At 66.0% G+C, this 13,866-nt stretch carries 12 protein-coding genes; 8 read left to right on the forward strand and 4 right to left on the reverse strand.

The annotated features are described in order from the left end of the window. Positions 1-19: 19 nt before the first annotated feature. Positions 20-610 (reverse strand): IMPACT family protein, encoded by a 591-nt coding sequence (locus HUK68_RS08810; protein WP_175503858.1) that lies wholly within the window; start codon positions 608-610, stop codon positions 20-22. A gap of 117 nt (positions 611-727) precedes the next feature. Here HUK68_RS08810 and HUK68_RS08815 point away from each other — a divergent pair, with 117 nt between their 5' ends. Further along, positions 728-925, forward strand: a complete 198-nt coding sequence (locus tag HUK68_RS08815; RefSeq protein WP_175503859.1) for a hypothetical protein — start codon at positions 728-730, stop codon at positions 923-925. 229 nt (positions 926-1,154) lie between these two features. Beyond that, positions 1,155-3,653: a YgiQ family radical SAM protein gene (locus HUK68_RS08820; RefSeq protein WP_175503860.1), complete on the forward strand. Its 2,499-nt coding sequence runs from the start codon at positions 1,155-1,157 to the stop codon at positions 3,651-3,653. A 15-nt stretch (positions 3,654-3,668) separates the two neighbouring features. Here HUK68_RS08820 and HUK68_RS08825 read toward each other — a convergent pair whose 3' ends face one another. Both HUK68_RS08825 and HUK68_RS08830 read right to left on the reverse strand, forming a co-directional pair. Further along, positions 3,669-4,595 carry a CoA transferase gene (locus HUK68_RS08825; RefSeq protein ID WP_244146293.1) on the reverse strand — a complete coding sequence of 309 codons (927 nt, stop codon included), beginning with the start codon at positions 4,593-4,595 and terminating at the stop codon, positions 3,669-3,671. Between the two features lie 136 nt (positions 4,596-4,731). Beyond that, positions 4,732-5,529 carry an IclR family transcriptional regulator domain-containing protein gene (locus HUK68_RS08830; protein ID WP_175503861.1) on the reverse strand — a complete coding sequence of 266 codons (798 nt, stop codon included), beginning with the start codon at positions 5,527-5,529 and terminating at the stop codon, positions 4,732-4,734. An 88-nt stretch (positions 5,530-5,617) separates the two neighbouring features. Here HUK68_RS08830 and HUK68_RS08835 point away from each other — a divergent pair, with 88 nt between their 5' ends. The 5 genes from HUK68_RS08835 (at position 5,618) to HUK68_RS08855 (ending at position 10,088) form a co-directional block, all read left to right on the forward strand. Beyond that, complete coding sequence (locus HUK68_RS08835; RefSeq protein WP_175503862.1) at positions 5,618-6,319, forward strand: 3-oxoacid CoA-transferase subunit A; 702 nt, start codon at positions 5,618-5,620, stop codon at positions 6,317-6,319. 10 nt (positions 6,320-6,329) lie between these two features. Further along, a complete protein-coding gene (locus tag HUK68_RS08840; RefSeq protein WP_175503863.1) occupies positions 6,330-6,974 on the forward strand; it encodes a 3-oxoacid CoA-transferase subunit B in 645 nt (214 codons plus the stop codon). Between the two features lie 75 nt (positions 6,975-7,049). After that, positions 7,050-8,252: a 3-oxoadipyl-CoA thiolase gene (gene pcaF, locus HUK68_RS08845; RefSeq protein ID WP_175503864.1), complete on the forward strand. Its 1,203-nt coding sequence runs from the start codon at positions 7,050-7,052 to the stop codon at positions 8,250-8,252. Between the two features lie 25 nt (positions 8,253-8,277). After that, entirely contained in the window at positions 8,278-8,994 is a 717-nt protein-coding gene (locus HUK68_RS08850) for an SDR family NAD(P)-dependent oxidoreductase (protein WP_175503865.1), read from the forward strand. Positions 8,995-9,083: 89 nt separating this feature from the next. After that, on the forward strand, positions 9,084-10,088 hold the full coding sequence (locus tag HUK68_RS08855) for a tripartite tricarboxylate transporter substrate binding protein (RefSeq protein ID WP_175505786.1): 1,005 nt from the start codon (positions 9,084-9,086) through the stop codon (positions 10,086-10,088). Between the two features lie 248 nt (positions 10,089-10,336). Here the strand turns inward: HUK68_RS08855 and HUK68_RS08860 are convergent, their stop codons facing one another. Beyond that, positions 10,337-11,533 carry an amino acid aminotransferase gene (locus tag HUK68_RS08860; protein WP_175503866.1) on the reverse strand — a complete coding sequence of 399 codons (1,197 nt, stop codon included), beginning with the start codon at positions 11,531-11,533 and terminating at the stop codon, positions 10,337-10,339. Between the two features lie 115 nt (positions 11,534-11,648). Between HUK68_RS08860 and uvrB the strand changes: the two genes are divergently transcribed. Continuing rightward, positions 11,649-13,730 (forward strand): excinuclease ABC subunit UvrB, encoded by a 2,082-nt coding sequence (gene uvrB / locus HUK68_RS08865; RefSeq protein ID WP_175503867.1) that lies wholly within the window; start codon positions 11,649-11,651, stop codon positions 13,728-13,730. Positions 13,731-13,866 lie beyond the last annotated feature (136 nt).

Below are 13,866 nucleotides of genomic sequence, written 5' to 3' on the forward strand. Positions count from 1 at the left end.
CGCGCCGGCGGGACCAGGCTTACTCCGGATCAAGCCAGCCGATGCGGCCCTGGCCGATATCGTTCAAATGGGCGACGAACGCGGCGCCGGCCGCCTCGGGCATGCGCCACTGAAGCGTCACCAGGCTGCCGTGCGCGACCTCCATCAGCTCGGCTTGCGCGCCCGCGATCTCGCGGCGCAGCAGGCCCTCGAGCGCATAGGGCACGCTGCAGCGCAGGCAGACCATGCGCTGCAGCACGATCCGTGGCGCATCGAGCAGCGCCCGCGCCACGCAATCGGTATAGGCACGCACCAGCCCGCCCGCGCCCAGCTTGACGCCACCGAAATAGCGCACCACGGTGGCCAGCACGCCTTCGAGATCCTGATGGCGCAGCACGTCCAGCATGGGCCGGCCGGCCGTGCCGCTGGGCTCGCCGTCGTCGACAGCCGCCGACTGCCCGCCCGCGAGCAGCGCCCAGCAGACATGGGCCGCCCCGGGATGCTCACGGCGCAGTCGCTCGACCACCTGCTGGGCACTGGCGCGGTCGGCCATGGGCTGCACACAGCCGATGAAGCGGCTCTTCTTGATCAGCAATTCACTGTGGGCAGGGGCGGCAAGGGTCTGGGGCATGGCGCTGCGCAGCTTAACCCAGCTGGGTAGGCTCTACGGCTACAAAGTTGCTGGCGCTTGTCCTACGAAAACGCTTGACATGCACGCATAGGATCGAGGTCATAGGAGTGACCGTCCATGTCCAGTACCACACCCCCAACCCTTGACCTGGCCGCGCACACTTTCGGGCGCCACCATTTCAGCCCGCCGCCTCTGCCTGAACAGCTCGAACGCGATTGGTCGTTCGACGCCGCCAGTGCGGGGCAACAGATGCAGGCGGCAATGATGCCTGCTCCTGATCTCGATCAGCGCATACGCGACGTGGGAGAGTGGTGAAACCAGGCCCCCGCCGGCATCTCGCCGGCGGTGCTGTTTTCAGGCTTTGATTTACATTCCAGCTGCTGCATTTCGTGGCTGGCCCCGTTTCGAGGCATCCGGCCATTCCCCCATGGCGCGTTCCCCGCCATGCAGTTGCTCAGGCCGTCTTGCCGCAAGACCCTGCCACAGCAATGCTACCCATGCAAACGTACACTGGCGGGTTCCTTTCCCACGATTGCCCATCGCCATGAACGCCCCCGTTGACGTTTCCTTTTTCGCACGTGCCGCCAAGCCGCTGACCAGCTACCGTCCGTACTGGGCCAAGCGCTTTGGCACGGCCAAATTCCTGCCGACCACGCGCCAGGAAATGGAGCAGCTCGGCTGGGACAGTTGCGATGTGGTGCTGGTCACGGGCGATGCCTATGTCGACCATCCGAGCTTTGGCATGGCGGTCATCGGCCGCGTGCTCGAAGCGCAAGGCTTTCGCGTGGGCATCATTGCCCAACCCGACTGGCAAAGCGCCGACGCGTTCAAGGCTCTGGGCAAGCCGAACCTGTTCTGGGGCGTGACCGCGGGCAACATGGATTCGATGATCAACCGCTACACGGCGGACCGCAAGATCCGCTCGGATGACGCGTACACACCGGGCGATGTGGCCGGCAAGCGTCCCGATCGCGCGGCCATCGTCTACAGCCAGCGCTGCCGCGAGGCCTTCAAGGACGTGCCGCTGGTGCTGGGCGGCATCGAAGGCAGCCTGCGCCGCATCGCGCACTACGACTACTGGAGCGACAAGGTACGCCGCTCGGTCGTGGTCGACTCCAAGTGTGACCTGCTGCTCTACGGCAACGCCGAGCGCGCGCTGGTCGAAGTCGCGCACCGGCTGGCCGCACGCGAGCCGGTCGAGAGCATCACCGATGTGCGCGGCACGGCCTTCGTGCGCCGCGCTTCCGAAGACGGCTGGTTCGAGATCGACTCGACCACCGTGGACGAACCCGGCCGCGTCGACGCGCATATCAACCCCTACCAGACCACCAGCGAGCAGGCCGCGGCGCAGGGCGCGAGCTGCAGCAAGGAAGACGGCGAAGCGGCTGCGGCCGCGATCCCCGAAGTCGCGGGTCCGAGCTGCGGCGTGGGCCGCAACACGCCCGCGCGGCGCCAATACGACTCTCCGCTTGTGGCCGGCGTGGAAGAGGGCGATTCCGTGCAGCCGATCCAGTTCGTGGCCAACCCCGCGCTGCGCACCCGGCTCAAGGTGCCGCCGCGCGAGCGTTCGGTGATCCGCCTGCCGAGCTACGAGCAGGTCAAGAGCGACCCCATCCTCTATGCCCACGCCAACCGCGTGCTGCACCTCGAGACCAACCCGGGCAATGCGCGCGCGCTGGTGCAGACGCATGGCGAAGGCACGACCGCGCGCGATGTCTGGATCAACCCGCCGCCGATTCCGCTGACCACGGCCGAGATGGACTATGTGTTCGATCTGCCGTATGCGCGCTCGCCGCATCCGCGCTATGCCGATGAGAACGGCAGCCATGACGGCGCGACCAAGATCCCGGCCTGGGAAATGATCCGTTTCTCGGTCAACATCATGCGCGGCTGCTTCGGCGGCTGCACCTTCTGCTCGATCACCGAACACGAGGGCCGCATCATCCAGAGCCGCTCCGAGGATTCGATCATCCAGGAGATCGAGGACATCCGCGACAAGGTGTCGGGTTTCACCGGCACGATTTCCGACCTCGGCGGCCCCACGGCCAACATGTACCGCCTGGGCTGCCGCTCGCCCGAGATCGAGGCCGCGTGCCGCAAGCCCAGCTGCGTCTATCCGGGCATCTGCCAGAACCTGACCACCAACCATGATCCGCTGATCAAGATCTACCGCCGCGGCCGTGCGCTCAAGGGCATCAAGAAGATCCTGATCGGCTCGGGGCTGCGCTACGACCTCGCGGTACAGTCGCCCGAGTACGTCAAGGAACTGGTGCAGCACCATGTGGGCGGCTACCTGAAGATCGCGCCCGAGCACACCGAGCAGGGCCCGCTGACGAAGATGATGAAGCCGGGCATCGGCAGCTACGACAAGTTCAAGAAGATGTTTGAACAGTTCAGCGAAGAGGCCGGCAAGAAGCAGTTCCTGATTCCCTACTTCATTGCGGCCCACCCGGGCACCAGCGACGAAGACATGATGAACCTGGCGATCTGGCTGAAGAAGAACGGTTTCCGCGCCGACCAGGTGCAGACCTTCTATCCCAGCCCGATGGCCACTGCCACGGCCATGTACCACTCGGGCCGCAACACGCTCAAGCGCGTGCGCCGCAGCGTGCTCAGCGAGGACGAATCGGTCGACATCGTGCGCGGCGAGAAGCGCCGCCGGCTGCACAAGGCCTTTCTGCGCTACCACGACCCGAACAACTGGCCGCTGCTGCGCGAAGCGCTCAAGACCATGGGCCGCGCCGACCTGATCGGCAATGGCAAACAGCATCTGATTCCGACCTTCCAGCCGGTGACGGACGGCACCTATCAGAGTGCGCGGCGCAAGAACAGCACCGCGCCGGACAAGGCCGTGGCCCGTCCCCAGGCCGTGGCACCTGGCGCACGCAACGTCGCCAAACCGGTCAAGGGCCAGCTGCTGACCCAGCACACCGGCCTGCCGCCGCGCGCTGGCACCGGCGCCAAGCCTGCGATACGGCCAGGCAACGGCCGCCCGGTGGCTGGCAGCCAACGGCCTGCAACGGGCAAACGCCCGGGCCGCTGAGCGGCAGGCAGCGCCTCAGTGCGCTGCGGCGGGGATCACATGCAGCGGGATGTCCTGCTGCACGGCGATCTCCTGCAACTCGGCCATGCTGTGCGCCAAGAGGAAGCTGCTGATGGCCTCGTGGGTCGCCGCCTGCTGCATGGTGGCCACATCGCCCACCGCCGGCAGCCCGGCGGCTGCGCAGAGGCGGCCCGCGAAATGGGTTTCGAGCGCGGCGACCGCCACCATGCCGTCGCGGCAGGGGTAGGTGCGATAACCCGCGTGCGCGCCTCCCACGACCCCCTGCGGCGCCGACATGCCCCAGTGCAGCGGCTGGGCCAGCCACTGCGCAGCTTCGAACAGGCCCACATCCAGCAGCGCCCCTGCGCCGCAGCGCAGCCGGTGCATCTGCGTCTGGAGCACGGCTTCGCTTGCCAGCAGCGCGCCGGTCATGTCGGCCAGCAAGGACGAGGGCATCTGGCCCGTGGGCAGCAGTCCGGCTTCGGCCTGGTAGGTGAGGTCGTGGCCGGGCGTGTCGGCACTGGCGCCGGTAGCGCCAAAGATGCGCACCATGGACAGCTGCGGATAGCGTTCCTGCAGCGTCTCCCAGTCCAGTCCCAGCTTGCGCAGCGCGCCGGGCCGGAAGGACGTCAGCAGCACCTGGGTCTGTGCCAGTTCGGCATGCAGCTGCTCCTGGCCATCGGCCGACTTGAGGTCGGCCTGCAGGCAACGCATCCCCGCATGCAGCTGTTCGTAGGCGGGCGGACAGTAGCTGTGCATTGGGTCGGCGCTGGCGTGGCCCTGCGGCGCCAGCGGCTCGAGCTTGGTGCACTGCGCTCCCATGGCTGCGCAGCGCAGCAGCGCCGCCGGTCCAGGAAGATTGAGCGCCAGGCTCAGGATGCGCGTGCCGCGCAGCGGCTGCAAGGGGATGGCAGACCAGGAAGAGGGAATGTGCATAGTCATGGCGCAACGCCTGCCAGTGTGTCGGGTTGCTGTCTTTATACGCACACTCCCCGGAGGCCAGCCTCAGTACAAGCCCTTGCAATGGCTTGCACCTACGCAGTTGTAGTTACATTTTTTGCGGTAGCGCGCATCAGGCTCAGTTCAGCGCCGCTCCCATGCGCTGCGAGATTGCGCGCGCGGCCTGCAGCAAGGCGGGCAGCATTTGCGCCTGCATCACTTCGGCGCTGGTGCGGTTGGCCTGACCGCTGATGTTGAGCGCAGCGACGGTCTGGCCCGCACGGTTCTTCAGCGGCGCGGCCAGCGAGATCAGGCCTTCCTCGAGCTCCTGGTTCACCAGGCACCAGCCCTGGCGCCGGGCTTCGCGCACGCGCAGCAGCAGCCCGTCGGTGTCGACGACCGTATGGCGTGTGAACGGTTCGGCCGCCAGGCCCTGCAGGCGCTGCCCGAGTTCGTCGTCGGACAGGCTGCCCAGCAGCACCCGCCCCATCGAGGTCCAGCACGCGGGCAGGCGCGAACCGATGCCCAGGTGGCTGCGCATGATCTTGTGCGTATGCACGCGCATCACATAGACCACATCGAGCCCGTCGAGCACCGCGGCCGAGCAGGACTCGTGCACCTGGTCGACCAGCGCTTCCATGACCGGCTCGGCAAGATTCCACAGCGGCATGGAGGACAGATAGGCAAACCCCAGTTCCAGGATGCGCGGCGTGAGGCGGAACTGCCGGCCATCGCTCTCCACATAGCCCAGCGTCTGCAGCGTCAGCAGGATGCGGCGCGCGCCGGCGCGCGTGAGGCCGGTGCGCGCGGCGACCTCGCTGAGCGTCTGCTGCGGCGCCTCGGCGCTGAACGAGTGGATGACACCCAGGCCGCGCGCGAAGGATTGCACATAGCTGTCGCCGGGCTTGGGGTCTTGGTCGGAAGACTGGACGGTCATGGTGTGCCTCTCTATAATTCATTATACGAACATTTGTTCGCTAAGCGAACATTTGCGCGCATTCGTGATTCTCCAGGAGACGTATTTCATGATCAACAAGATTGCCGACTCGGTGGCCCAGGCGCTGTCCGGCGTGAAGGATGGCGCCACCGTGCTGATCGGTGGCTTCGGCACGGCAGGCATCCCCAACGAACTGATCGACGGGCTGATCGCGCAAGGCGCGCGTGACCTCACCGTGGTGAACAACAATGCCGGCAACGGCGATGTGGGGTTGGCCGCGCTGCTCGCGACCGGCCGCGTGCGCAAGATCATCTGCAGCTTCCCGCGCCAGGTCGACAGCCATGTGTTCGATGGCCTCTACCGCAGTGGCAAGCTCGAGCTCGAACTCGTGCCCCAGGGCAATCTGGCCGAACGCCTGCGCGCCGCGGGTGCGGGCATCGGCGCCTTCTTCTGCCCCACGGCCTATGGTACGGAACTGGCCGCGGGCAAGGAAACGCGCGAGATCAACGGCAAGCACTATGTGCTCGAGTATCCGATCCACGGCGACGTGGCGCTGATCAAGGCCGAGCAGGGCGACCGCTGGGGCAACCTCAACTACCGCATGTCGGCGCGCAACTTCGGCCCGGTGATGGCCATGGCCGCGCGCCACACCGTGGCCACGGTGCACGACATCGTCGAGCTGGGCCAGCTGGACCCCGAAAACATCGTCACGCCCGGCATCTTCGTGAGCCAGATCGTGCGTGTCGAGCGCGTCGCGACGCAGGCCGGCGGCATCAAGAAGACAGCTTGAGGAAAGAACAATGAGCAGCTATCAGAAACGCAGCAAGGAAGAGCTTGCCAAGCGCGTGGCCGAGGACATCCATGACGGCGCCTACGTGAACCTGGGCATCGGCCAGCCGACACTGGTCGCCAACCACATCCCCGCGGGCCGCGAAGTCATCCTGCAAAGCGAGAATGGCATCCTGGGCATGGGTCCGGCGCCGGCGGCGGGCAGCGAGGACTACGACCTGATCAATGCCGGCAAGCAGCCCGTGACGCTGCTGCCGGGCGGCGCCTACTTCCACCATGCCGACAGCTTCGCGATGATGCGCGGCGGCCACCTCGACATCTGCGTGCTGGGCGCGTTCCAGGTGTCGGCCACGGGCGACCTGGCGAACTGGAGCACGGGCGAGCCCGGCGCGATTCCCGCCGTGGGCGGCGCAATGGACCTGGCGATCGGCGCCAAGCAGACCTGGCTGATGATGGACCTGCTGACCAAGAAGGGCGAGAGCAAGATCGTCCAGCAGTGCAGCTACCCGCTGACCGGCATCGGCTGCGTCAAGCGCATCTATACCGACCTGGCGACGCTGGAGTGCACGCCCGAAGGCCTCAAGCTGGTCGATCTCGTGCCTGGCCTCACCCACGCCGAACTCGAACAGCTCGTGGGCTTGCCGATCCAGGCTTGACCACCGATTGAACCGGCCCTCGCGCCAGCTGCGCGGGGGCACACTTTTCGTCATCAGACCATTCAGGAGACAAACATGAACCAGGCCTTTATCTGCGATGCCATCCGCACCCCCTTTGGCCGCTACGGCGGCGCACTGTCGAGCGTGCGTGCCGACGATCTGGGCGCGCTGCCGATCAAGGCGCTGATGGAGCGCAACCCGGGCGTTGACTGGGCCGCCGTGAGCGACGTGCTCTACGGCTGCGCCAACCAGGCCGGTGAGGACAACCGCAACGTGGCGCGCATGGCCGGACTGCTGGCCGGCCTGCCGCTGGAAGTGCCGGGCGCGACCATCAACCGCCTGTGCGGCTCGGGCCTCGATGCCGTGGGCAGCGCCGCGCGCGCCATCAAGTCGGGAGAAACCGGGCTGATGATCGCGGGCGGCGTGGAAAGCATGAGCCGCGCACCCTTCGTCATGCCCAAGGCCGAGAGCGCGTTCAGCCGCAGCAATGCGGTCTATGACACCACCATCGGCTGGCGCTTCGTCAACAAGCTGATGAAGGCCCAGTACGGCGTCGATTCCATGCCCGAAACCGCCGAGAACGTCGCCGACGACTTCAAGATCGAGCGCGAAGCCCAGGACCGCATGGCGCTGGCCAGCCAGATCAACGCCGCGGCGGCGATTGCCGCAGGCCATCTGGCGCGCGAGATCGTGCCGGTGTCGATTGCCCAGAAAAAGGGTGATCCGATCATCGTGAGCCAGGACGAGCATCCGCGGGCGACGACGCTCGAAGCGCTGGCCAAGCTCAAGGGCGTGGTGCGCCCCGATGGCACCGTCACGGCCGGCAATGCCTCGGGCGTGAACGACGGCGCCTGCGCGCTGCTGCTCGCCGACGAAGCGAACGCCGCCAAGTACGGCCTGACGCCGCGCGCCCGCGTGGTCGGCATGGCCACGGCCGGTGTCGCGCCGCGCATCATGGGTTTCGGCCCGACGCCCGCCACGCTCAAGGTGCTGGCGCAGACCGGCCTGACGCTCGACCAGATCGACGTGATCGAACTCAACGAAGCCTTTGCGGCGCAAGGCCTGGCCGTGCTGCGCGCGCTGGGCCTCAAGGATGACGATGCCCGCGTCAACGCCTGGGGCGGCGCCATTGCGCTGGGCCACCCGCTGGGTGCGAGCGGCGCGCGTCTCGCCACGACGGCCGTCAACCGCCTGCACGCCACTGGCGGCCGCTATGCGCTGTGCACGATGTGCATCGGCGTGGGCCAGGGCATTGCCGTGATCCTCGAGCGCGTCTGATCTGGCGGTTTTTTCCGGAGTTTCCATGAGTAATGCATCCCAGAACCTTCAGCGCGTGCTGATCACCGGCGGCGCCAGCGGCATCGGCGCGGCGATTGCCGAGCGCTGCCGTGCCGAAGGCTACGAGCCCGTGGTGATCGACCGCGTGGGCGACGGCATCCGTGCCGACCTGTCCGACGCGGCGGACACCGAACGCGCGTTGCGCGAAGCCCTGGCCGGCGGCCCGATCACGCGCCTCGTGAACAACGTCGGCGTGGTCGTTCCTGCCGATGCCGAGAGCCAGACCCTGGCCGAATTCGACCTGGCGATCTCGCTGAACCTGCGCTGCGCCTTCCAGTGCATGCAGGCGCTGCTGCCGGGCATGAAGGAAGCGGGCTTCGGACGCATCGTCAACATGTCCTCGCGCGCTGCGCTGGGCAAGGAGCTGCGCACCGCCTATTCGGCAACCAAGGCCGGATTGATCGGCATGACGCGCGTGTGGGCGCTGGAGCTCGGCCGCCACGGCATCACCGCCAATGCGATCGGCCCCGGTCCCATCCGCACCGAGCTGTTCGACCGCGCCAATCCGCCCGATGCGCCGCGCACGCGCGCCATCATCGAGTCGGTGCCGGTCAAGCGCGTGGGCACGCCCGACGATGTGGCGCATACCGCGACCTATCTGCTGGACGAGCGCAGCGGCTTCGTCACCGGACAGGTGATCTATGTCTGCGGCGGCATGACCGTGGGCGTGGCCGGCGTCTAGCACCCCTTGCTATTGGCCCCCGGGCCTCCAACTACCTGTGGCCCACAAGGCCGCAGGTTCAAACCACTAAAGAGACAGAGACCATAATGATGAAGACAACCGCCAAGTTCACCGGCCGCCGCGCGGCCCTCGCGACCCTTGCCAGCCTGGCGCTGGGCGCTGCCGCACTGCCTACGGCCGCGCTGGCGCAGGCACCGTACCCCAGCAAGCTGATCACCATCATCGTGCCGTTCTCGGCCGGCGGTACCACCGACATCCTGGCGCGCATCGTTGCGCAGGGCCTCACGGCCGAGCTGGGCCAGTCGGTCGTGGTCGACAACCGTCCCGGCGCGGGCGGCAACATCGGCGGCCTGCTGGCCTCCAAGGCCCCGGCCGACGGCTACACGCTGTTCATGGGCACCGTGGGCACGCATGCGATCAACGCCTCGCTCTACAAGAAGATGTCCTTTGACCCGGTCAAGGACTTCGCACCGCTGACGCGCGTGGCCAACGTGCCCAACCTGCTGGTTGCCAACCCCAACCAGCCCTACAAGACCGTCAAGGAGCTGATTGCCTACGCCAAGGCCAATCCGGGCAAGGTGAACTACGGTTCGTCGGGCAGCGGCAGCTCCATCCACCTGTCGGGCGAACTGTTCAACTCGATGGCCAAGGTCGAGATGGTGCATGTGCCCTACAAGGGCAGCGCGCCCGCCGTGACCGACCTGCTGGGCAACCAGATCGGCATCATGTTCGACAACATGCCGTCCGCCATCCAGCATGTGCGCTCGGGCAAGCTGGTGCCGCTGGCCGTGACCACGGCCAAGCGCTCGCCCGAGCTGCCCAACGTGCCGACCATTGCCGAAGCCGGCGTGCCCGGCTATGAAGCCACGTCGTGGTTCGGCATGCTGGCCCCGGCCGCGACGCCCGCGCCCATCGTCGCCAAGCTCAACGCCGCGCTGGTCAAGGTGCTGGCCCAGCCCGAGACCAAGAAGAAGATCAACGACCAGGGCGCCGAAGCCTACAGCGAGACCCCGGCCGAATTCGCTGCCTTCATCCAGAAGGAAAGCGTCAAGTGGGGCAAGGTCGTGCGCGAGTCTGGAGCCCAGGCAGATTGACCGCATGATTCCGGCAGATTTTTCGGTCCGCCGGTCATGAAAAAACCGCCCGAGGGCGGTTTTTTTGTGGAATCTCGGGAGGGACATCAGCAGCTTTTCAGCTAGTTTCCTGTCCTGCGAAACTGGCGCGGCCCAGCAAGGGGGCAGCGAGCAAGGGCCGCCCCGCAGCGAGGCTGCCGTCCCCCTCCACCGAAGGATGAGAGGGGGAAGCCGGGGCGGCCCCGCCGCAAAGCGGCTCAGGGGGTGTCTTAAATTACCTTGGCGATGGCCTGGCAGACGTAGTCGATGTTCTTGCTGTTGAGCGCGGCCACGCACATGCGGCCGGTGTCGGTGCCGTAGACGCCGAATTCGCTGCGCAGGCGCACCATCTGGTCCTTGGACAGGCCCGAGTAGCTGAACATACCGACCTGGGTGGTGATGAAGGACATGTCTTGCTGCACGCCTGCGGCCTTGAGGCCGTCGACCAGCTTCTGGCGCATGGCCTTGATGCGCACGCGCATCTCGCCCAGTTCCTTTTCCCACAGCGCGCGCAGTTCGGGGTTCGTGAGCACGGCCGTCACGACGGCGCCGCCATGGATCGGCGGGTTGGAGTAGTTGGTGCGGATGGCGATCTTGAGCTGGCTCAGCACGCGCTTGGCTTCTTCGGCGTCCTTGGCCACCACCGACAGCGCGCCCACGCGCTCGCCGTAGAGGCTGAAGCTCTTGGAAAACGAGGTCGACACGAGGATGTCCAGGCCGGCGGCGACGAACTTGCCGATCACGGCGCCGTCTTCGGCAATGCCTTCGCCAAAGCCCTGGTAGGCCATGTCCAGGAAGGCGGTGAGGTTCTTGGCCTTGACCACGGCGATCACCTGGTCCCATTGCTCGGCCGTGAGGTCATAGCCGGTGGGGTTGTGGCAGCAGGCGTGCAGCACGACGATGGTGCCGGCGGCGGCCGCGTTCAGGCTGGCCAGCATGCCTTCGAAGTTCACGCCACGCTTGGCGGCGTCGTAGTAGGCATACGAGTCCACCTGGAAGCCGGCGTTCTGGAAGATCGCGCGGTGGTTTTCCCAGCTCGGGTCGGAAATCAGCACCTTGGCATCGGGGCTGACCTTCTTCAGGAAGTCGGCGCCGACTTTGAGGCCGCCCGTGCCGCCGATGGCTTGAATCGTGGCCACGCGCCCCGAAGTAACGGGTTCGCTGTCAGCGCCGAAGACCAGGGCCTTGACCGCGTTGTCGTAGGCGGCGATGCCGTCGATCGGCAGGTAGCCGCGGGCCGTGGGCTGGGCCATCAAGGCCTTTTCAGCGGTCTGCACGCATTGCAGCAGGGGCAGCTTGCCGTTGTCATCGAAGTACACGCCCACGCCCAGGTTGACCTTGTTGGGGTTGGTGTCAGAGGCGAATTGCTCGTTCAGACCCAGAATGGGGTCGCGGGGGGCCATTTCGACGGCGGTAAACAAAGACATGGAAAAAATCCTCGGAGGATGAAAATAGTGCTGCCAGCCCCAAGCTGCTCGGTTAGTCTTTTGGGTTAGCCCGCGAATTTTAGCGGCCTGCGCGGCAGGCCAGTATCACCACGATATGCAACAAGCCACTGATCTGCCATTGACCGGCCAATTTGTCACCTACGAAGGCTCGCCTTTCGAGCTCTACCAGCCGTATCCACCCGCGGGCGACCAGCCGCAGGCGATTGCGCAGCTGGTCGAGGGCCTGCGCGACGGCGAGGTGTTCCAGACGCTGCTGGGCGTCACGGGCTCGGGCAAGACCTACACCATGGCCAACGTCATCGCCCAGATGGGCCGGCCGGCCATCGTGTTCGCGCCCAACAAGACGCTGGCGGCGCAGCTCTACAGCGAGTTCCGCGAGTTCTTCCCGAAGAATGCGGTGGAGTATTTCGTCAGCTATTATGACTACTACCAGCCCGAGGCCTATGTGCCGCAGCGCGACCTGTTCATCGAGAAGGACAGCGCGATCAACGAGCATATCGAGCAGATGCGGCTGTCGTGCACCAAGAGCCTGATGGAGCGCCGCGACGTGGTGATCGTCGCCACGGTGTCGGCGATCTACGGCATTGGCGAGCCCGAGAGCTACCACCGCATGATCATGACGCTGCGCGCGGGCGACCGCCTCGGCCAGCGCGACGTGATCGCGCAGCTGATCCGCATGCAGTATCAGCGCAACGACCAGGACTTCAGCCGCGGCAAGTTCCGCGTGCGCGGCGACACCATCGATGTGTTTCCAGCCGAGCACTCGGAGCTGGCGCTGCGCATCGAGCTGTTCGACGACGAGATCGAGACCCTGCAGCTGTTCGACCCGCTCACGGGCCGCATCAAACAGAAGATCCCGCGCTTCACGGTCTATCCCAGCAGCCACTACGTCACGCCGCGCGACAAGGTGCTCACGGCCGTCGATACCATCAAGATCGAGCTCGCCGAGCGCCTGGATCAACTGGTGTCGCAAGGCAAGCTGGTCGAAGCCCAGCGGCTCGAGCAGCGCACGCGCTTCGATCTGGAGATGCTCAGCGAGATCGGCCACTGCAAGGGCATCGAGAACTACACCCGTCATCTGTCGGGCGCGGCGCCGGGCGCGCCGCCGAGCACGCTGACGGACTACCTGCCCAAGGACGCGTTGATGTTCCTCGACGAGAGCCACCAGATGATCGGCCAGCTCAACGCGATGTACAACGGCGACCGCGCGCGCAAGACCACGCTGGTCGAGTATGGCTTTCGCCTGCCTTCGGCGCTCGACAACCGGCCGCTCAAATTCGATGAGTTCGAGCAGCGCATGCGCCAGATCGTGTTCGTGTCGGCCACGCCCGCCGACTACGAGAAAACCCATGCCAGCCAAGTGGTCGAACAGGTGGTGCGGCCCACGGGGCTGATCGATCCCGAGATCGAGGTCCGGCCCGCGACGCACCAGGTCGACGATGTGCTGCAGGAAATCCGGCTGCGCACCGAGAAGGACGAGCGCGTGCTGATCACGACGCTCACCAAGCGCATGGCCGAGCAGTTGACCGACTACCTCACGGACAACGGCGTCAAGGTGCGCTATCTGCACTCGGATGTGGACACCGTGGAGCGCATGGAAATCATCCGCGATCTGCGGCTGGGACTGTTCGACGTGCTGGTCGGCATCAACCTGCTGCGCGAAGGCCTGGACATCCCCGAGGTCTCGCTGGTGGCGATTCTCGATGCCGACAAGGAAGGTTTCCTGCGTGCCGAGCGCAGCCTGATCCAGACCATCGGCCGCGCGGCACGCAACCTCAACGGCAAGGCCATCCTGTACGCCGACAAGATCACGGATTCGATGCGCAAGGCCATCGACGAGACCGAGCGACGGCGTGCCAAGCAGGCGCAGTTCAACCTAGACAACGGCATCGTGCCGCAGGCCATTGTCAAGCAGGTAAAAGACCTGATTGACGGGGTTTACAGCGAAAAGAGCGGCAAGGAGGCGGAGCGCCTGCAGCGCGCCGATGCGCAGCGGGTGCGCGTGGAGGAGTTGTCCGAGAAGGATGTCGCCAAGGAAATCAAGCGGCTCGAGAAGCAGATGCTCGAGCATGCGCGCAACCTGGAATTCGAGCAGGCAGCGCGTCTGCGCGACCAATTGGCGCAACTCAAGGCCCGGCTTTTCGGCGCGTCCGGCCGCGAGTCGCCAGTAGTGTGAGCGGGTCCCGGCGGTTTGTCCGGGGTACCCGACAAATTTGATGGGGATTGTGGTACACTAGGGTCTACATCCAATAACAACAGACTTCGATGAAAGAAGGGCTCTCGACCTTTAAGCAGGGCGGAGTATGGGCGGA

Source organism: Comamonas antarctica (genome assembly GCF_013363755.1).
Lineage (GTDB): Bacteria > Pseudomonadota > Gammaproteobacteria > Burkholderiales > Burkholderiaceae_C > Comamonas > Comamonas antarctica.

Coding starts and splice junctions, on each gene's coding strand:
- HUK68_RS08810 (WP_175503858.1), bottom strand. CDS start 610: ATGCCCCAGACCCTTGCCGCCCCTGCCCACAGTGAATTGCTGATCAAG.
- HUK68_RS08855 (WP_175505786.1), top strand. CDS start 9,084: ATGAAGACAACCGCCAAGTTCACCGGCCGCCGCGCGGCCCTCGCGACC.
- HUK68_RS08830 (WP_175503861.1), bottom strand. CDS start 5,529: ATGACCGTCCAGTCTTCCGACCAAGACCCCAAGCCCGGCGACAGCTAT.
- HUK68_RS08835 (WP_175503862.1), top strand. CDS start 5,618: ATGATCAACAAGATTGCCGACTCGGTGGCCCAGGCGCTGTCCGGCGTG.
- HUK68_RS08860 (WP_175503866.1), bottom strand. CDS start 11,533: ATGTCTTTGTTTACCGCCGTCGAAATGGCCCCCCGCGACCCCATTCTG.
- pcaF (WP_175503864.1), top strand. CDS start 7,050: ATGAACCAGGCCTTTATCTGCGATGCCATCCGCACCCCCTTTGGCCGC.
- HUK68_RS08820 (WP_175503860.1), top strand. CDS start 1,155: ATGAACGCCCCCGTTGACGTTTCCTTTTTCGCACGTGCCGCCAAGCCG.
- HUK68_RS08815 (WP_175503859.1), top strand. CDS start 728: ATGTCCAGTACCACACCCCCAACCCTTGACCTGGCCGCGCACACTTTC.
- HUK68_RS08840 (WP_175503863.1), top strand. CDS start 6,330: ATGAGCAGCTATCAGAAACGCAGCAAGGAAGAGCTTGCCAAGCGCGTG.
- HUK68_RS08850 (WP_175503865.1), top strand. CDS start 8,278: ATGAGTAATGCATCCCAGAACCTTCAGCGCGTGCTGATCACCGGCGGC.
- uvrB (WP_175503867.1), top strand. CDS start 11,649: ATGCAACAAGCCACTGATCTGCCATTGACCGGCCAATTTGTCACCTAC.
- HUK68_RS08825 (WP_244146293.1), bottom strand. CDS start 4,595: ATGACTATGCACATTCCCTCTTCCTGGTCTGCCATCCCCTTGCAGCCG.